The sequence below is a fragment of the Pseudoalteromonas sp. CR1 genome (assembly GCF_019392235.1).
Classification (GTDB): Bacteria; Pseudomonadota; Gammaproteobacteria; order Enterobacterales; family Alteromonadaceae; genus Pseudoalteromonas.
In genome coordinates, this window is the sequence record NZ_JAHXRM010000002.1 from 151,216 (window position 1) to 171,058 (window position 19,843).

The 19,843-nt window shown below is 39.4% G+C and carries 17 protein-coding genes and 1 pseudogene; 9 read left to right on the top strand and 9 right to left on the bottom strand.

Annotated elements, in window-relative coordinates:
• Position 1: 1 nt before the first annotated feature.
• The 3 genes from KZZ04_RS03625 to KZZ04_RS03635 all read left to right on the top strand — a co-directional run bounded on the left by KZZ04_RS03625 (position 2) and on the right by KZZ04_RS03635 (position 4,009).
• Positions 2–550 (top strand): hypothetical protein, encoded by a 549-nt coding sequence (locus KZZ04_RS03625; protein ID WP_058404343.1) that lies wholly within the window; start codon positions 2–4, stop codon positions 548–550.
• On the top strand, positions 547–3,321 hold the full coding sequence (locus tag KZZ04_RS03630; RefSeq protein WP_219421842.1) for an ATPase: 2,775 nt from the start codon (positions 547–549) through the stop codon (positions 3,319–3,321). The genes KZZ04_RS03625 and KZZ04_RS03630 overlap by 4 nt, the downstream gene beginning before the upstream one ends.
• Positions 3,322–3,457: 136 nt before the next feature.
• Positions 3,458–4,009, top strand: coding sequence for a DUF4136 domain-containing protein (locus KZZ04_RS03635; protein WP_219421843.1), 552 nt, complete (start codon positions 3,458–3,460; stop codon positions 4,007–4,009).
• 282 nt (positions 4,010–4,291) lie between these two features.
• Here the strand turns inward: KZZ04_RS03635 and KZZ04_RS03640 are convergent, their stop codons facing one another.
• Positions 4,292–4,777 (bottom strand): peptide-methionine (S)-S-oxide reductase, encoded by a 486-nt coding sequence (locus KZZ04_RS03640; RefSeq protein ID WP_219421845.1) that lies wholly within the window; start codon positions 4,775–4,777, stop codon positions 4,292–4,294.
• Positions 4,778–4,969: 192 nt separating this feature from the next.
• Here KZZ04_RS03640 and KZZ04_RS03645 point away from each other — a divergent pair, with 192 nt between their 5' ends.
• On the top strand, positions 4,970–6,826 hold the full coding sequence (locus KZZ04_RS03645; protein ID WP_219421846.1) for a TonB-dependent siderophore receptor: 1,857 nt from the start codon (positions 4,970–4,972) through the stop codon (positions 6,824–6,826).
• Between the two features lie 169 nt (positions 6,827–6,995).
• Here KZZ04_RS03645 and KZZ04_RS03650 read toward each other — a convergent pair whose 3' ends face one another.
• Both KZZ04_RS03650 and KZZ04_RS03655 read right to left on the bottom strand, forming a co-directional pair.
• A complete protein-coding gene (locus tag KZZ04_RS03650; RefSeq protein WP_219421847.1) occupies positions 6,996–7,952 on the bottom strand; it encodes a hypothetical protein in 957 nt (318 codons plus the stop codon).
• Positions 7,953–7,965: 13 nt separating this feature from the next.
• Positions 7,966–8,271, bottom strand: coding sequence for a hypothetical protein (locus KZZ04_RS03655; RefSeq protein WP_128081084.1), 306 nt, complete (start codon positions 8,269–8,271; stop codon positions 7,966–7,968).
• A gap of 254 nt (positions 8,272–8,525) precedes the next feature.
• On the opposite strand from KZZ04_RS03655, the pseudogene KZZ04_RS03660 reads away from it, so the two are divergent.
• Positions 8,526–9,624 (top strand): annotated as a pseudogene (locus tag KZZ04_RS03660) (TonB-dependent receptor); the annotation flags it as partial.
• A 284-nt stretch (positions 9,625–9,908) separates the two neighbouring features.
• Here the strand turns inward: KZZ04_RS03660 and KZZ04_RS03665 are convergent.
• Positions 9,909–10,172 carry a YkgJ family cysteine cluster protein gene (locus KZZ04_RS03665; protein ID WP_219421849.1) on the bottom strand — a complete coding sequence of 88 codons (264 nt, stop codon included), beginning with the start codon at positions 10,170–10,172 and terminating at the stop codon, positions 9,909–9,911.
• Positions 10,173–10,340: 168 nt separating this feature from the next.
• Here KZZ04_RS03665 and KZZ04_RS03670 point away from each other — a divergent pair, with 168 nt between their 5' ends.
• From KZZ04_RS03670 to KZZ04_RS03685, 4 genes are all read left to right on the top strand, one after another.
• Positions 10,341–11,522, top strand: a complete 1,182-nt coding sequence (locus KZZ04_RS03670; RefSeq protein ID WP_138527899.1) for an efflux RND transporter periplasmic adaptor subunit — start codon at positions 10,341–10,343, stop codon at positions 11,520–11,522.
• Complete coding sequence (locus KZZ04_RS03675; protein ID WP_058404335.1) at positions 11,519–14,668, top strand: efflux RND transporter permease subunit; 3,150 nt, start codon at positions 11,519–11,521, stop codon at positions 14,666–14,668. Before KZZ04_RS03670 ends, KZZ04_RS03675 begins: the two co-directional genes overlap by 4 nt.
• 141 nt (positions 14,669–14,809) lie before the next feature.
• The gene (locus KZZ04_RS03680; RefSeq protein ID WP_201023497.1) at positions 14,810–14,983 is read left to right on the top strand and encodes a hypothetical protein; all 174 of its coding nucleotides are present in this window, start codon (positions 14,810–14,812) and stop codon (positions 14,981–14,983) included.
• Between the two features lie 101 nt (positions 14,984–15,084).
• Positions 15,085–15,975 (top strand): dienelactone hydrolase family protein, encoded by an 891-nt coding sequence (locus tag KZZ04_RS03685; RefSeq protein ID WP_219421851.1) that lies wholly within the window; start codon positions 15,085–15,087, stop codon positions 15,973–15,975.
• A 79-nt stretch (positions 15,976–16,054) separates the two neighbouring features.
• Here the strand turns inward: KZZ04_RS03685 and rhlP are convergent, their stop codons facing one another.
• The 5 genes from rhlP to greA all read right to left on the bottom strand — a co-directional run bounded on the left by rhlP (position 16,055) and on the right by greA (position 19,832).
• A complete protein-coding gene (rhlP, locus tag KZZ04_RS03690) occupies positions 16,055–16,885 on the bottom strand; it encodes a rhombotarget lipoprotein (RefSeq protein WP_219421853.1) in 831 nt (276 codons plus the stop codon).
• Between the two features lie 12 nt (positions 16,886–16,897).
• Complete coding sequence (locus KZZ04_RS03695) at positions 16,898–17,242, bottom strand: lactoylglutathione lyase (protein ID WP_219421855.1); 345 nt, start codon at positions 17,240–17,242, stop codon at positions 16,898–16,900.
• Positions 17,243–17,606: 364 nt separating this feature from the next.
• Positions 17,607–18,056 carry a hypothetical protein gene (locus tag KZZ04_RS03700; RefSeq protein ID WP_219421856.1) on the bottom strand — a complete coding sequence of 150 codons (450 nt, stop codon included), beginning with the start codon at positions 18,054–18,056 and terminating at the stop codon, positions 17,607–17,609.
• Positions 18,057–18,180: 124 nt separating this feature from the next.
• Positions 18,181–19,224 (bottom strand): S66 peptidase family protein, encoded by a 1,044-nt coding sequence (locus KZZ04_RS03705; RefSeq protein WP_219421857.1) that lies wholly within the window; start codon positions 19,222–19,224, stop codon positions 18,181–18,183.
• A 131-nt stretch (positions 19,225–19,355) separates the two neighbouring features.
• Positions 19,356–19,832: a transcription elongation factor GreA gene (greA, locus tag KZZ04_RS03710; RefSeq protein WP_006792433.1), complete on the bottom strand. Its 477-nt coding sequence runs from the start codon at positions 19,830–19,832 to the stop codon at positions 19,356–19,358.
• Positions 19,833–19,843 lie beyond the last annotated feature (11 nt).

The following is a 19,843-nucleotide window of genomic DNA, read 5'->3' on the forward strand; positions in this document are numbered from 1 at the left end:
CATGACACATATAAACCTAGACGAACTAACACACCTGCAAGCCATTAATAAAAAATTAACTGCGGGTTACCACATTTGTGAACAAGACAACGTAATGTGGCAAGAACTTGACCAACACATTGAATCTTACAGCGCACTATTTACCGCATTAGGTCATGACCTAAAACACGATAGCCGTGGCTTTTACTATTTTGCCAGCGACGAAAGTACACCAAACATGGGGAAAATATCCCGTGCTGTTGCGCTTACTATTTACATTTTAATTGAACACTACGCCAACACGGGTAAAGACCCAATGCGCGCCCTGTTTGATGAAGTAAACGATTTAGAACTGATGCAAACACTAGTGCAAATTAACAAGCACTTGTTTGATCAGCTGGAGATATTTTCGGGCTCAGATTTACGTAAAGACGTTTACCTGCGCATGGTACGTTTAGGCCTCGCCCGCGAAGTAGAAGGCGGCTTTATGCTACAAGCGCCAATTCACCGCTACATTGATGCATTAATGGAAGTAAACGAAGAAACCTACATTACGGAGGACGAGGAATGAAAAACTTATACGGACTGAGTAAACTCGCCCTACTTAATACCGCAGGCTATGCAAAGTGTGTGATTCCGCTTGATAAAAGCAGCTCTATTTGTGCGCCAAACAATACCGGTAAAAGCTCGGTTATTAACGCCCTGCAATTTCCGCTTATCAACGATTTACGCCTTACAGAATGGGACGGACATGATTTAGATGAAACCCGTAAGTTTTATTTTTCATCAGATCAGTCGTACATTTTACTAGAAGCTAACCTCCCTCATGGCTCGGTTGTTATTGGTGTAGCAGGACTTGGTAAAATAGCCGGTTACGCACACCAGTACTTTTGTTATCAGGGCAAACTTGATTTAGAACAGTACACACAAGGTAATACTATAATTAAGTTTACCAAGCTGTTTAATCATTTAAAGTCGCTTAATTACAACCCTATTGAGCTAAAAGCACAAGAGCTAAACGCCCTACTTACCGGCGGCGCAACCCCGTTTGATGGCGACATTAACTTAAAAATGATCCCGCTTAATAATGTGCAAGACTCAGCTATTTATAAAGAAATTTTTAGGCGTATTCTTAACTTACACAAATTAGGCGCAAGCGATGTTAAACGCTTTATGCTGCGTGTGTTTGAACGCCATATGTCTAACTCTAAGGTCGATTTTTACGAAGTATGGCGTCGCTCGTTTGATAAAGTAAACCGCGCTAAACGTGAATTAAAAGCCCTTGAATCAATGCAAGAGCCAATAAGCGCACTTGAATCAATGCTTGAAAATCAGACCGTACTTAAAGGTAAGTTAGCAGCCTACGCACCTAAAATTGACCAAGCCCTAATTGACTTTGATACCTATCAAGAAGATCAATTAAATGAACTCAGTATTGCACTTGAAGACATAGAACACGAAAAACACGAGTTTGAACAAAAGCAAAGCCTATACGTACAGCAATCGCGCGATATAGAACGCAAACAAACTCAAATTGAACAATGGTTTTTAGATTACAGCGCCCTTAAAAGCGAGTTTGAACTGGTAAATAAAGCCACAATTAAAACTAGTCTTAGCCAGCTTAAGCACGATTACGAGTCGCTTTCGCACTCTATAACCAGCGCTCAAGGCCAAAGCCTGCACACCCTTGATTACCGCATTAGCGAAACGCAAAAACAAATCAAAAGTTTAAAACTGCAGCTTAAAAACCTTGAGTTTAATTTGTTTACCCGTATGCGCGAAGACCTATCACTTAAAGAAGTAGAAGAAATATCGCGCATTTTAAATCCCGACCTACTCTCGTTTGCAACCACCAGTAATGGCGATATAACCATTGACGATGAAGACGCCTTTGGGGAGTTTTTATCGTTATTAAGTGAAAACGTTAAAGGCGGTGTGCTAACGCTTCCAGGTGCAAGTATTAAACTTAAAAAACTCTCGCCAGTACACATGCAAAGCGGCGAAAACAAAGAACAATTAACAGCGCAGTTAAGTGCACTTGAACACGCATTAAAAGAGTTTAAACAACAGCGCGAAGTGGCTGCTAATGTTGCCGATAAACAAAAAGAAAAAGACGCACTCTACGATGAGCTAATGAGCGCAGAGAGCGCCCTAAAACGCTTAGAGCAATTTGAGGTAATGCAGCAGTCGGTTGAAGCGCAAGCCATGCTAAAAGAGCAATTATTAGCAGAGCGCGAACAAGTTGACGACTACCTGCAAGACATACAAAAAAATAGTGGCTCAATTGCAGACAGACGCTCGTTAATTAAATCAAAGCAAGAGCAAATTAATCGCCAAACCGAGCGCCTACGCCAAGTTAAAAGCGAGCGAATTGATCACACACTCGATTTATACAGCGGTAAAGTAACCCCGTACATGATTGATATAACAGTCGACTTTGATAACTTAAGCGATTTAGTACATCACTTTAATAAAGACTGCCAAGAGCTGCGCAATTTTGACATAAACGTGCGTAATACCTATCTGCATGTATATAACGCGGGCATTACTAAGTTCGATAACGAAAACGACGAATTTACTAAATACCAAAAACTCATTAGCGCATTTCACAACCTTGATAACGAACGCGATGCCGTTGAGCGTCAAGGCCGCGTAGCACTGACCGAAGTAGCCGCAACCATTAAAGGCTTGCGAGAAGATTTAGACCGCCTTCGCCGCGAAATGAATAGCTTTAATAAAGGTATAAGCCAGCACCGCATTTCAAACCTGCAAGCGTTTAAAATTAACGTAATACCGCGCAAAATGCTGGTTGATAGTATTGATACCATTATCAGCACGTCGCATCAGTTTGAGCAAGGCGACACCCTTGATTTACTAAGCCAAGAACCTTACAGCGAAAGCGCAGTAAACGAAGCAAAAGATCATTTAATAAAACTTGCCTCAGACAAAGCAGGCCTAACCTTAACTGATTTGTTCGACATTCGTTTTGAAGTGGTAAACCGCGCAGGTGAAACCGAACACTTTGAAAAAATAGACTCAGCTGGTTCAAACGGAACACGTATAACCATTAAGTTATTATGTGGCATGTTGTTTATTCGTTACTTATTAAGCGATCAAGAACAAAATCTTTACCGTATACCCATTTACATAGATGAAGCGGCCGATATCGACCCGCAAAACCAAAAAGCAATTATAGAAACCGCATTAAGCTTTGGCTTTGTGCCTATATTTGCCTCGGTTAAGCCACAAATAAGTTGTGACTACATTGTGCCGATTCGTTCAGTAAAAGATGGCGCACAAAACTGGGTAGATGAAAAAGATTGGATAGAAGTAGAACATTAACTTTTTTGAATGACGAATTAACATTAATTAGTCATTCATATTCATCAAACTAAACTAATTTTTAGGGCCTTTTAATAATACACATTTCAATGATGTGTGTTATTTTAAGGTAACGCATTTTATTGGAGCAAACGTAATGAAAAATATACTTATTGTTGCAGCACTAGCACTACTTACTGCCTGTACACATACCCCTGATTGGGATTACGATAGATCTGCTAACTTTAGTAATTTTAAAACATTTGCGTGGGTAGAAAACGCGAGCTTAACTAAAGACACTACAAATTATCAAATTAATGGCTTAATGGAAAAACGTGTACGTACTGCGGTAAATAATGAGCTTACAAACACGCTTGGTATGACATTAGTAGACCCAGCTCAAGCTGACGTACTAGTTAACTACCATGCGTCGGTAGATAAAGAATTAGAAGTAGATACGTTTAACACGGGCTACAGTAACCGTTGGGGTTACTGGGGTACTGGTTTTCAACGTGATACAACAGCGCGTGAATACGAAGTGGGCACATTGGTTATCGATATTGTAGACAGCGCATCTAATCAGTTAATTTGGCGCGGTGCTAAAGAAGGCCGTTTAAAGAAAAAACAATCGCCAGAGCAACGCGAAGCGTCAATTAAAAAAACAGTCGCAAATATTTTAAGCAACTTCCCGCCGCAAAAGCAGCAGTAATTTTAAAGTTAGTTTTTAAAAAGCTCACAGTATGTGAGCTTTTTTGTGGGTGTTAATTTTTGGGCTTACAAACTAAAGTAATTACGAGCAGCGCTCGTCACGTCAGCAAGCTGCATGTCTACAAAATATCAGATTAAACTTTACCTGTAGTTGCTAAGCTTGCTTGCGCGAGAAGCGATAGCTTCTAATTACTTATATTTATAGCGCTATATTCCACCTTAAATTACGAGCAGCGCTCGTCACGTTAGCAAGCTGCACATCTACAAAAACACCGCGTTAAATTTACAATTTATACTTATACAATAAATTTAATGGTATATGGCAATAATCATCGGGGTGGTTAGTTAAGCGGTCTTGATGCTCTGGATCGCTTGGAACGTAATTAGTTAACTGCTCTACCTCTACTACAATTTTTTCGGCATCGCTGCGCTTATTTATATAATTAATTGCCGCATCTAGATGATTTTGGTTTTTGCTGTAAATGCCTGTACGGTATTTAGGGCCTTCGTCTACCCCTTGCTTATTAAAACTGTAAGGGTCAATAATTTCAAAAAAATAGTCAAACAGTTGATTGAGTGAAACACTTGAGTCAAACATTACTTTTACACACTCAGTATAGCCATCGTATGCCCCTTGTGTGCTATTACTTGCGCCATTAGCACGCCCTGCTTGGGTTGTTATAATGCCCGGTAAATGCTTCATAAACTCTTGCACGCCCCATAAGCAGCCGCCGGCAAAATAAAGTGTATTGTGTTGCTGAACCGTCATTGTTTATCTAACTCAATAAAGTTAATTAAAAATACATGTGTATTGTAACGCGTTAATTATACAAAATGATTATCAAATGCAGATTTTTATAATTACTGTACAATTGCGCACAAAATCGCACTGACTAAATTAAGCTAGCCCACCCGCTTTATATAGTTTTTATAAGTGCCCTAACACATTATGAGATACACCATGAATCGCACTGAGCATTTTATATTTTCTGCACTGCTGTGCAGCGTTACACCTTTTACTTATGCGCAAGCTTCAACCAACAGTGAAACAGAAATAGAACAAATAATTGTTGAGGCATCGGCCACGGCAAATAAATTACCTGTTGGCACCTTTGACTCTCCCGTATCTAATTTAGAATACGACCCACGCGTTGATTTACAGTCACGCAATATGGCAGAAGCGCAAGCTGATGTAACAATTCGTGGCGGTATTTTCGAAAACACTGGGTTTAGAGTCGGCAGTACTACCCTACTAGATCCTCAAACAGGTCATTACGTTGCGGAGCTTCCTATTGCACCGCAAATGCTAACGGGTCCCTACATTTTAACCGGAGCCGACAATGCCTTAAACGGTATGAACAGCTCAGTGGGATCGATTTCGTTTGGTTTTAAACCTATCACAACTGGCGGCAATGTATCTGTTGGTACAGGTACAAACAACTTTAACTTACACAGTATTTACGCAGGAATAAGCACAGAAATTGATGATGCTAAAAATTGGCAACTGGGCTTTGAGGGCGAATATTCTCATTCACAAAGTGACGGTTCAATAGAAAACGGCGATCACGATTTTAACCGCGCCTCTGCGCGCATACAGTTAATAGGTGCGGATTCGCAAACCGATTTAATGTATGGCTCACAAGACAAGTTTTTTGGCTGGCCAAACATGTATACACCATTTGGCGTAAACGAAACAGAAGAACTAGAAACCCGCTTACTCATGCTTAACCACCAGCAAAATTACGCAGACAATAGCCATTTTGAGGTGTCGGCCTATTACAGAAAACACAACGACCATTATATATTTTCTCGTGAGAATCCAAGCGCCTTTGAAGCCTTTCATGAAACTAAAGTGAAATCGATTGCAATATCAGGAAGCCATGCACAAAACACCGCGTTTGCAGTAAATTATTCAGCGCAGTACATTGAAGACGAAATAGAGTCGACAACCCTTGAAAATAATTTCACTTCTCGCACTTATTACAAACTGAGCGTATTACCTGAGTATAAAATCGACCTTAAACAAAATCAGTTATTAACTCTTCGTCTCGGTGCGGCTTTTGACGACACAAACCGAGATGACTCTGAGTTATCGCTCATTGGCGATATTTCACTAAATACTCAAAACAGTGACGGCTCTGAACAAACACTTTACGTATCCTACGCACAAGCAAGCCAAGTTGCAGGCTACACCGCCATTGGCGGCAGTGAGCAAGGCGGGTTATTTAGAAGTAATTACAACCTTGAGCGCGAAACGACTAAAAACATAGAGCTTGGTTATTTAATGCAAGAACAAACCTGGCAACTTAATTCAGCGGTTTTCTACCGTGAAGATAACAACCTAACCGATTGGACTTTTAGTTTTGACTATAGCTCTGCCCGCTTTGCTAATCCGGTTGACATAGACGCCACCGGCGTTGAGTTTTTTGCGACCAAGTACTTTGATACAACCGAGCTCATTGCAAGCTACACCTACTTAAATAAGTCAGAAAACTATGGTGATGCAGATATCGACGCCAGCTTTTACGCCTTAAACTTTCCAGATCACCGTGTGACCTTAGGTGCAATTTGGACACCAAACGACCTAATAGAAATGAGGGTTGATAACGAGTGGCGTAAACAGCACGAAAACGCACTACGCAATGGTAAAGACACTGCGTTATTTACGCAATTGTCGCTAAAAATTACGCCAACCGTAATCAATAATTTATTTATTACGTTAGCTGCAGACAATGTATGGGATGAATCGTTTGAAGAAATACCCGGCACACCAGGACGCGGTGAGCAATATACGTTAAGCGCAACGTATAGTTGGTAGCACATCTAACCGAAAAGGGATTAAAACACTCATTTTATTAAACGTAACAAGCCCAGAACACTCTGGGCTTGGCTGTATAATCTAAGATTAGCTTACTCCCGATGCGGCAGCTATATGCCATGATTAAAGTGGTAAAACATAATCAAAGGGAGAAGACCATTATCTCAAATTAGTGAAAGGTTTTCTTTAATGCTTGCAAACGATTTATTTTTGCTTGTATTCCTGCAATTGATTTATCCAGCTCTTGTATTTCAGCCTGTGTGAGCCCAGATTGCAGTTTAAGAGCCCGCGTTATATTTAACATTTTATTACCATAGCCAATTGCTCCAAGTACGATTTTGTATTCAGAAACATATTGATTATTTTTCTGGTATTCTTTTACATCGAATTCTTCAGCAACATACTTATTTACGACAGTTGCCCTATTAGCGACTAATTCAGCAGGAAAAGCATACGTTAAACCGCCTGGGTCGCTTTCTTTTATATAACTCACCAATTGTGGTGAACCAAAAGTTAGCCCCAGTTCTACTAATTTTTTATAATGCTCTGAGCCTATTCCTGATTCATTTACCCACCTTTGTATATTATCTTTATCTCTTATACTTCCCAACTTACTAAGCCAAGCATTACTGGTATCAATTACAGCGCCAAGATCCATAAACTCATTAAATTGTTCAGGTCTTACTTCGTCTAGTGATGATAACGCCACAAACAAAGGTGTATAATAAGCCGATCTGTTTTCATTTCCTTTAAGAGATTCGTTAACCCCTAGAGTGCCATTTTTTATTAACATCAATAAAATTTCTGTAGAGTGCTCTATATACGCATCGGTCCCTAATAGTTTTACAACTATCTCATTTGATGTTAAACCATCAAGCCCCTCAATTAATTGCTCAACCTCTGATAACTGATCTAAAATTAATGGCTCATCCTGTTGTAAACTGTCCTCGGCTGAATCATGAAATAAGGGGTCAGTAGGCACATATTTTTCTGTCGGTGTTGGAGATATCGATAGTTTTACATGTGTTGCTTTATTGAGAGTTGTATTTTCAAAAATAACAAGTAGCCCTATCACCACCACTAGCAAGACTAGAGTAAAGAAAAATTTCAATTTATTGATTTTCATTACTAAACCTTTACTAACATGCTTCAAATAAAAAATAACCGTACGCTTCAACAGGGTCAGCTCGAATAAAGTTACATGCTTCATCATGCAAAACAGTACCTTTATAAGTCACTGAGTAATTACCTGTAGAACTTAATATAAATCGAAGCCCTCTTTTAATATAACTAACATCTAACGAAATCAAACTGATAGCAAACTCCCTTTGCTCAACGGCTATATGCCATTCTTGTGCATCATCACTAAGTTCATATAGAATCAGCCCAATTGTTTTTTCCGGATTGACTAATAGCTTTACGTCTCCTGCACTTTTAGCAGACACACTAAAATTAGAATTAATACATAGAATCAATACAATACAATACATTTTTCATTTCAATAGTTCCTTTATTATGAAAGTTAAAGCCCTATGACTTTAAAGCAATAAACAACTAAAATGTTATCAACAATAATTATCATTTGCAACTTCATTTGCGATTTCTTTATTGCTTATCAATAACACTATATTGAAAAAAATATTTTGTTTGAGTTGAATAAATAACTCGATATTCATAAAAATATATTAAGCTTTAGTCCAGAGGTATATATGCTGCTAAAAACACACAACTTGATAGCTTAGCTAACTATACCCAGGGCTCTGAAGGTGAGTATTCTCATTCGCAAAGTGATGGCACTATTGATAATGGCGATCGTGACTTTTCGCGCGCCTCAGCACGCGCGCCTCAGCACGCGCGCCTCAGCACGCGCGCAATTAGTAAGCGAGCATAGCCAAACCGATTTATTTTATGGCTCGATTGAATCAACAACACTTGAAAACAACTTTACCTCTCGTAAGTATTATAAATCAAGCGTATTGCCTGAATACAAAATGGCGCTTGAGGATAATAAACAACTTACATTTCGTTTAGGCGCAGCCTATGACGATACAAATCGTGATGATGCTGAAGTATCAGCTATTGGTGACATAACCTTAAACACCCCAAATAGTGACGGCACAGCGCAAACTCTTTACTTATCATACGCGCAGGCGAGTCAAGTTGCAGGCTACACAGCCATTGGCGGCAGTGATTCAGGCGGGTTATTTAGAAGTAACTACAACCTTGAGCGCGAAACCACATCAAACTTGGAGCTAGGTTTATTACTTGAAGAACAAAGCTGGCAGTTAAACTCGGCTATTTTTTATCGAAAAGATAATAACTTAACCGATTGGACCTTTAATTTTGATTCAACTTCAGCGCGCTTTGCAAACCCAGTTGATATTGATACAGCAGGGGTTGAATTTTTAGCGACTAAGCACTTTGATACAGCAAAACTTATAGCAAGCTACACGTATTTACATAAATCAGAAAACTACGGCGCAGCCGATATCGATGCCAGCTTTTACGCGTTAAACTTTCCTGATCACCGTTTAACACTTGGCGCCGTGTACAACCCAACTGATATTTTAGAATTTAGAATAGATAACGAATGGCGTACACAACACAAAAATGCACTTAGAAACGACAATGACAACGCGTTATTTACCCAGCTAACGCTTAAAATAACGCCGCCACAGTTGAGTAATTTATTTATCACCTTAGCGGCAGATAACTTATGGGATGAGTCGTTTGAAGAAATACCCGGCACACCTGGGCGCGGTGAGCAATATACCTTATGTGCAACGTATAGTTGGTAGACATTAAATTCAGCGTTTACAAACTTAATGTTTACCTTAGTTTGTAAACGCTGTGTTGGTTTATAAAAACAACTTTTAGGCAAAAAATATTGCACAAAGAGGAATGAATGAGGAGTAAATGAGATAAACGTAAATCAGCCAATGCTTTAAATTAATCTTCCCTCTAAAAGCGCAGCGCCTCTTACCCTCTTTGTGAATTATTTCACTTTTTTGCTTCTAGCAATCACGGAATCGCGCAATATATTTTTAGATAAATGTAACTATGTGTGTATTGAACACACCAGCTAGGTTAATTGTTCAAGCTCTGTAATAAGCGCTAGAGCCTCTGCATTAGTTGACCCACACACATCCACTGTGGCAGTAAAATCACTGCATACTTTTGGTCTAGAGTCATCGCCAAATAACTTACATAAATTGTTCTCATCTAGCTGAATACAACGTTCTCCGGCCTTTTTGCCATTTGGCATACCCGGTATTGGCGAGCTAATACTTGGCGCAATACAACATGCTCCGCAGCCTAATCGACACGCCATTGGCTCTGTTTTCATAACACCCTCTATTTAAATTAACCACATATTTAACAATACAGACTCATTTTTAGAGCCAAATATTTTTTTGTAATACACATATGTAATGCTTTGTTACATCTTCAAACGCCTTGTAAACACTTTATTGCGTATTATTGCCCTATCACCACTTTTATGAAGGAATGCCTTGTGGCTACTAAAAAACAAATTGTTCTTCCAATCGCAGTTTTAGCTGCCGGGATTGCACTGGCAATTGGCTTTTCAAATATGAAAACGCCGCCTGAAGAAAAACCAGAGCAAGATACTCGCCCACTGGTTGCTGCACAAACAGTCAACATTGACGCAATAACACTCGACGTAAAATCGTACGGGGTTGTAAAACCTAAAGACCGTACCGAGCTAATTGCACAAGTCAGTGGCCAAGTTATTTCCGTAGCAGATGAATTTGTTGAAGGTGTATTTGTAAAACAAGGCGACATATTAGCACGAATTGATCCAAATGATTACGAAGCAGACCTTATTGAAGCGCAAGCAGGCCTTGCTCAAGCAAGCTCAGCCCTTGAAATAGAACGCGCCCAAGCACATGTAGCAAAAGCTGAATGGGAACGTATTAAATCAGACTCAAGTGACTCTATTGCTTCAGAGCTTTATTTACGTAAACCACAATTAGCCGAAAAGCTAGCGCGTTACCGCTCTGCACAAGCCAGTGTTAAACGTGCAAAGCGCAACCTAGAACGCACTTATATAAAAGCCCCGTACGACGCCATTATTAATGCACGTACAATAAGCTTAGGCTCTGTAGTAAACCCGGGCAGTAGCTTTGGCGCATTAAGTGCAACATCGATTGCAGAAGTGCGTTTACCTGTAGCCGATAGCGAAATGCAATACCTGGCCAATGGCGGCATTGGTGCCACCGTGACCCTTAATGCAGAATTTGCTGGCAAGCAAACGTCATGGAAAGCCGAAGTTGTGCGTAGCGAAGGCGTTATAGATCAAGTAAGCCGTATGAGTTATTTAGTTGCGCAACTGCCCACACCATACGCAGATAATACTAAACCACTGCGTTTTGGTTCATACATTAATGCAACCATTGAAGGGCGCCCCCTTGATAACGCAATTATTGTCCCGCATCACCTTGTTAAAGATAAACAAATTGCCATATTAAACGCGAACAATACCTTAAGCTTTAAAACACTGAATATTGTACGTGAACAAGATGGCATGGTAATAGCCGACCAAGGATTACAACTTGGCGAACAGTTGATTACCTCAGCACTAGAATACCCAAGCGAAGGAATGGCTGTTAAAACAGATGAAAATGACGAACAAGGCGAAGTAACACAGCTTGCGCTTAAAGAGGACACCTTATGAGTACCTCTGAAAAGGGCTTAATTGCCTGGTTTGCTCGCAACCCTGTTGCAGCAAATTTAATCATGATTTTTATTCTGGTTGGCGGTTTATTAACAGCCTTAACAATTCGTAAGCAAGCATTTCCGCAATTTGAAAGTAACTGGGTAAGTGTTCAAGCCGTTTACCCTGGCGCCGCACCGCAAGAGGTTGAAGAAGGCATTACAATAAAAATTGAAGAAAACCTAGAGGGGTTAGAGGGTATTAAACGCTTTATAACTTACTCTAATCGTGGTTATGCACAGGCATGGATTGAAATTGAAGAAAAATACGACCTTCAAGAAGCCTTAGACGAAATAAAAGCCCAAGTAGATTCTATTAACTCGTTTCCTGCGGGTATGGAAAGGCCAATAATTCAGCGTGATAAGTTTCAACAAGAAGTAATGTTCATTGCGCTATATGGAGATATGACCTATGCACAACTAAAAGAACTCGGCCGAGATATAGAAGATGAACTACTTGCTTTACCAGGCGTGAATTTAGTCAGCTTTTTTAGCGGCTTAAATTATGAGATAGGCATTGAGATTAGCCCAGACAAACTGCGTGAATACGGACTTACTTTTAGAGATGTATCAAACGCTGTAAGAAACTTCTCAACTAATATGTCGGCAGGGCAAATTCGTTCAGACAACGGGTATATTTCTATGCGTGTTGAAAAACAAGCATACAAAGGCAATGAATTTGAACAGTTACCTTTAATTACCCTTGCTGATGGCGCACAAATATATTTAGGCGATGTAGCCACTATTAACGATGGTTTTGAAGAAGGCTTATTATATTCAAAGTACAATGGTAAAAACTCGTTAATGTTTGATATTGCAGCATCTAAAGATCAAGACATTACCGACGTTGCCAAGGTACTTAAAAAATACATGGCCGAAAAAGAATCTAAATTACCACAAGGCGTAAAACTTTCCCCTATGGTTGATTTAACCTACTACCTGCAAGGTCGTCTCGATATGATGATCGATAACATGGTATGGGGTGGTGTTTTAGTTATGCTGGTATTGGCATTGTTTTTACCGCTTAGATTAGCATTTTGGGTAATGATGGGGTTACCGGTGTCTTTTTTGGGTGCCTTTTTGTTCATGCCGATAGGCTTTTTAGACATCACCATCAACATGGTGTCGCTGTTTGCCTTTATTATTGTACTCGGTATTGTGGTGGACGACGCAATTGTCGTGGGTGAATCGGCCAGTGCTGAAATAGAAAAACATGGCCACTCTCTCGATAACGTAATCCGCGGTGTTAAACGTGTTGCAATGCCCGCTACATTTGGCGTACTCACCACCATTGCTGCTTTTTTACCTCAAGCTATGGCATCAGGCCCTGGTGCTGCGTTTTCTAAAGCGATTGGTGTCGTTATTATTTTGTGTTTGATTTTTTCGTTAATTGAATCAAAACTAATATTACCGGCTCATATTGCCGCAATGAACCCACGTAAACCTAACCCTAAAAACCCATTGCACAAAGTGCGTATGGTTGTTGATAAAGGCCTTAAATCGTTTGTTCAAAACTACTACACGCCGTTTATAGGGCACTGTATTCATTACCGCTATACCGTCATTGTTGGGTTTATATGTATTTTAATTATGAGCGCAGGCATGTTTGCAGGCGGTTTAGTTAAATTTGTACCAAACCCTAAAATACAACATGACTTTCCGCGTGTGGTTGTAGAAATGAATCTTGAATCGTCAGAGCAAGCAACACTTGAAACTGCTAAAAAAATTGAAGCCGTACTTCTTAGTGTAGATGAAGAACTTGAAGCACAATACGGTCAAAAAATGATTCGTGACCTTTCGATAAGCCTTCGTGGCCGTACAACGGCACAATTAATGGCTGTTCTTATTGAACCTGATAAACGCCCTATTGATACCTTCACTCTTAGCTCATTATGGCGTGAAAAAATGCCACCACTGCCGGGCGTTAAAACGCTAACTATTGAAGACAACTTATTTGGCGGCGGACGAGATGACGGCGACGTAAGTTTTAGACTGCAAGGCAAAGATACCGACAAACTAAAAGAAGTTGCCGCGTTATTAAAAACTAAATTACAAAGCATGGAAGGTGTAGGCGATGTTAACGACTCACTACAAAGCGCTACCGACGAAGTACAACTTGATTTAAAACCACTTGCATACAGCATGGGATTAACCCTTGCAGATGTGGCATCGCAAGTTAGCTTTAGTTACTACGGATTAGAGGCACAGCGTATTTTACGTGAAGGGGAAGAGATCAGAGTGATGATCCGCTACCCTGAAAACGAACGTAACTCTATCAGTAACATACACAGCACTCGCATCATCACGCCAACAGGTGTTGAGGTGCCGTTAAGTGAAGTGGCACAAATCAGCATTGTAGATGGTGTAAACAGAATTCGTCGTGAAAACGCAAACAGAACAGTCAATGTATGGGCAGCCATTAATACTGATAAAGTTGAACCTTTTGCCATTGTAAAAGAAATCACTGACGAGTATTTACCAACCCTTTTACAAAATTACCCAGGTGTTACCAGTAATGTAGCTGGTCGAGTGCAAGAGGAAATGGAAAGCGCTGATGAACAGTTGCGCGACTTTGCAATTTCACTAATGATTATATTTGCATTATTAGCCATTCCGCTTCGCTCATACTCACAACCGTTGATTATTATGTCGGTCATCCCATTTGGTGTGGTCGGGGCAATGTTCGGACACATGGTACTAGGAATGACCATGAGCGGCCTTTCAATGTTTGGCATCATTGCCGTAGCCGGTATTGTAGTAAACGACTCCCTTGTTATGGTTGATTTTGTAAATAAGGCGCGTGCTGAAGGCGTACCTATAAAAGAAGCTGTTATGCAAGCGGGTGCGCGTCGTTTTAGAGCTATATTGCTTACTTCAGTAACCACCTTTATTGGCGTGTTACCGATTATTATGGAAACGAGTTTGCAGGCACAAATTGTAATACCTATGGCAGTATCGCTTGCCTTTGGTGTGCTATTTGCCACCGTGATTACGCTTATTCTTATACCGTGTCAGTATGTCGCGCTTGAGGACACAAAACGAATGATTCGTAAGTGGCGTGGTAAACACCCTATTGTCGATGGCCAACCAACAACAACCAATAGCTAATTAAGTAAACCCCCAACCAAAAAAGCTCGGCACAATGCCGAGCTTTTTATTTATAGTTTAAAAATAACCTTTAATTATTTGCTAACTCTCCATTTTAACTGGTATTTTATCTCACAGTTTGCTTTTTTTAAGGGATTAACCATGGCTACACTTCAACTTATTTTATTTATCATATTTGCAGTACTAACTATTGTTGGATACAGAAAAAACAATCGTAATTTAATGCTATTGGGTGCAATTGTTGTGGCGTTCGCCTTTGTAGGATTAGATTTTATGATGGGAATTGATCATGCTCTCTCTGCTAATAGCAAATAAATAGTGCTAAAAGTAATTATATATAAAATTATTGCACGTTTTTTGTTCCAGATACGTTAATGTATTTTAATATTCAAAAATCATAACAATTAAGGGAAACCATGAATTTACCCCACTCTGAACACATTCCTCAAGAAGCGTTTGATTGGTACGACGAATATGCCCACGGTTTAATGGATCGTCGCACATTTATGAAAAAACTTGGTGGCCTTGCAGCACTTGGGATTTCAATGAGTGTGCTCACCAGCGCACTTTTACCTAAATACGCACTTGCAGAGCAAGTCTCGTTTAACGATGACGATATTAAAGCCACCTACGAAGAATTTGATTCGCCAAATGGGTATGGTAAAGGCAAAGGTTACTTAGCCGTTCCCAGCAAAATTGAGGGTAAGCTTCCTGTTGTTTTAGTTATTCACGAAAACCGTGGTTTAAACCCTTACATAAAAGATGTAGCAAGGCGCTTAGCCAAAAAAGGGTTTATTGCCTTTGCACCCGATGCACTCTTCCCGCTTGGTGGTTACCCGGGCAATGACGATGAAGGCCGTGCAATGCAACGAACCATGGACAGAGCTAAAATTCAAAACGACTTTGTCGCCGCCGCTCAGTTTTTAAAAGCGCACCCTAGCAGCAACGGTAAATTAGGCGCCGTAGGCTTTTGTTTTGGAGGTTATATTGTTAATTACCTAGCAGCCGTTGACAGTGATTTACTCAGCGCTGGCGTGCCTTTTTATGGCACTGCTGCCAGTGAGTCACTGCACAAAAATATAAAAGCGCCTTTAATGATTCAACTAGGTGAGCTTGATAAACGTGTTAACGCTACATGGCCTGATTATGAAAAAAGCCTAAAAGCTAACAATGTTGAGTACACTATGCACATGTACGAAGGTGCTAATCATGGTTTTCATAACGACTCTACTGGGCGCTATGATGAGCAAAAAGCAGAACTTGCTTGGCAGCGTACCTTAGCGTTTTTTAATGAAAAATTAAGCTAAATACCATAAAAAGCGCCGCAAAAATTGAATAATGCGGCGTTTTAAATTTAAGTATTTAACGACTTAGTTGCGTAGATATTTAGCTGTTTATGTTCCTGCGCTTTAAAACAAGTAGCGATGTTAAAAACATAAAAAACACACTAAACGCCCCTGCGCTGCTCGAGCCATCTTTATTTTCTATTTTTGCAATTTTTTCTTCTTTTACCCGTGTTTTAAAGCGGGCTAATTCTGCATCTAAATTTAGGCTCATATCTATAACCGCTAAATTAAACCCCTCAAGTGACTTTTCATTGAGCGTTTCGTCAATACCAATAGCGGTAGTTCTTTTTTCAAGCTTGCTGATACCGGGTGCTCTAAAAAGCATTTTTTTACTTTTTATATCAAAAACAGCTGTGTCGACAAAGGTTTGAATAGTATTTTCATTACCTGGGATCACATACATACCTACAATGGTCCAATACAATAATGCGGCGTTATTTTCATAGGTTTGTGTTACTTGATCGTAAGAAACCAATGCCATTACATCTACATCGTATAGTCGGCCTACTTGTTCAAGTGCTGAAAACCCTTCCCCACCTTTGAGGTATGTACTTGGAATCACTTCTATGCGGTCAATGTAATCATATTGTAAAAACGACTTTTTTACTTTTTCGAGCAACGCTACCTCATTTTGACTTTCAATACCGTTTGCTCGCCACTCTTTCGACGGCACAAATGAAATACCCACTGTAACGGGTAATTTCAACACCGGAATTTCTGGTTTATACGCAGCACGGCTATCCTTGTTTGGATATAGAAAGTCAACCAAACTGCTAGAACGCGTATTTTTATTTGAGTGATTACTAACAAGCGCACTACATGAGGTCAGTAAAAAAACCATCAACATGACAAAAAATGTATTTTTTTTCATTATTATTCCTTTTTAATTAAATTCAGTTATGTGCAAAAGCTCGCCCGAAGGTCCCCATAAATAAATCACTTTACCCCACGGCTCTTGTTTTATCCCTTCAAAGCGAATGTCAAAGTGAGTTAATTTACTAATAGTGTTAAAAGCTTGGCTTATGTTTAATACGCACACTTGCAGCATTAAATTTTCAGCAAATTCTTGGTTGTAGTAACGTTGTAAAAACAAACTGCATTCACCTGATGTTGCAATACTTAAATCAGCTGACGCCGGCTCAACATTAAAGCCTAGCGCCTGATAAAATGCACACGATTGTTGATAGTTTTTACACGGAACAAACACTCTAATATTATCTATTTTCATTGTTATCCTGTTGTTATTTAGGTGCAGCAGGGCTTATTAACTTATTTTTGAAAGCGACTTTAATTAGATTCTCATTTTTCTGGGCAATCGTCATCAAATAAACGTTACCCAAGCCCACTAAAACTAGTGCGCATAGATTTTTAGCGATTTAAGTTAGAGCAATTTATCTGGGGTTTAACTAAGGCAGGATCTATGTTGTTAATTATCATAAATAAGTAATAATGCAGCATAATAGCCAAACATGCGGCGCCATTTAGATTGCTCTAGGGTAGTTAACCCTTTGCGACTGCATTAATGCGAGTAAAGGCGAAAGCATCGCTCGGGTATTGCTTCGCCCGCTCGGCTGTACACATCGCTCAATAAATTAGACATAGTTGAAATCAATGTTCTCTTTTTCATCTGAATTTAGCAGTGAGTTGAATTGTTGATCTATTTCTTCTTTTGAGCCTAAAAGCTGAAAATCGTAACCTTTACCGTTTCCGTCAATAATTATTGATAACCAATTATCACTTAGATTAACAATAGAAATTCGCTTAACTTCGATCGACTCTTGACCTGATAAAAACTTAAAGTGACTCCACTTTGGCTTTGAGATTTTTATTGTGTCGGCGCTTCTCTTGATAAGATTATGTGGGGAATGTTTAGCTTTATATTCATCGGTAAATCGATACCTAAACGATAAGCATGCAAAAAATAAAAGCAAAAAAGCAGCTTCAACTTCTTTGTTTACATACCAAATTATAAAAAATGCGATAAACATAACAACGGCAATAAAAGCAAAGCCGTTTTTATAATGAGCGTCCTTAATTTTCAACTTAACGATTCCTTTTCAAATACACAATACGTATAAAAACTAATGATTAATTAAGGTAAATTATAGAGCTTAATTTATCCATTACTTTTTATATAATTAGCCATCCATAAGAGCGACGTTATAATTAACACAGCTTAGTGCTTAGCGATGCCTCAATCACTTTGCCTTCATTTATCTCTGCATTAATTGTACAGCGTGCCCCATTAATTAAGTTAAGGTTAGGTGCTATATGCCCTATATCGGCATCAAACAGAACTGGGAATATACATTTACCAAGTGCTAATTGAATTGCTTGGTAATAATCAATCTGCTTGTGTGGGCTATTAATAACGGCACTGCGGCCAAGTATAATACCGTTTACATCAGTGAGTACGCCATTTAGTTTTAATGCAATGAGACTACGTGCTACGGCTGTTGGGCTTAACTCTGCATTTTCAAGGAAGAGCACAAGGCCTTCGGGTGCATACTCTTGTTTAAAACGATGTAAATCAAGGTATGGAGAGCCAAGCAGTAAGCTGAGCGTATCTAAACAACCACCAAAAAGTCGGCCCGTTATTTCTAATTTACGTGCATCTTTGTAATTTAAACATTGCCATTGCGAAGGCTCAGTAAGTTCGAACAACGCATTCGGTTCGCTTGCATAATCAATTAATTTATTTTGGTATGATGTTGAAGGGACTTGTTCAAATTGCTCGCCCTTAGTGAGCCCTAAAGTGTGAAAAATATTTATACAATTGTACTCAGTTTCATGTGGATGTAGCTGCATTAAGTTAGCAGTATGAAGAGTTGCCCAACCACAACGAGAAGTGAGCACACACGCTAATGTACTAACATCAGAGAACCCCACTAACCACTTGGGTTTAGCCGTTTTCACTATGTTAAAGTCAATATATTGCAAAACGTCTAGGGCGAGCTCTCCACCCCAGGGTGGCATTATTGCAGCAATATTATCGTCAATAAGAAATTGCATTAGCTCTAAAGCTCGCTCTTTAGCGCTGATATTTTGCCTTACACTGTCACCTTCGATGACTTTATACCCTTGCGCTTTTAAACCATTTAGCACCGTATCTAATCGTGTTTGAAAGTGTTTATCAACTCCTGACGAAAACGCACAAATTGCAATATTATCATTAGGCTTAAGTGGCTCAGGAAAATTAATTAAGGACATCAGTACTCTCAATTATTAGGATGTAGTCAACCTAACGTACCCAATAAAGTAGACAAAGTCGAGATTATTAAAGGCATAAAAAAACCGACGTATTAACATCGGTTTTTATGTAACGCTAAAGTGAGGATATATTAAAGGTACTCAACTTCAATGATTTCGTATTCAACGTCGCCCTTTGGTGTTTTAATGGTGACTGCATCATCCATTTGTTTACCAATCAAACCACGAGCTATAGGTGAGTTAACAGAAATTAAGTTATTTTTAATATCTGCCTCATCATCGCCCACTATTTGGTATTTAACTTCGGCATCAGTTTCTACATTTACAATAGTTACTGTGGTACCAAAAATAACCTTACCTGTGTTAGGCATTTTAGTTACGTCGATTATTTGAACATTTGAAAGTTTAGCTTCAATTTCTTGAATGCGACCTTCACAAAAACCCTGTTGCTCACGCGCAGCGTGGTACTCAGCGTTTTCTTTTAAGTCACCGTGTTCACGCGCATCAGCGATATCAGCAATGATTTTAGGACGGGTAACAGTTTTTAATTCGTTAAGCTCTTTACGCAGTAAATCTGCGCCACGAACTGTCATCGGAATTGTTTGCATATTTTCTCACT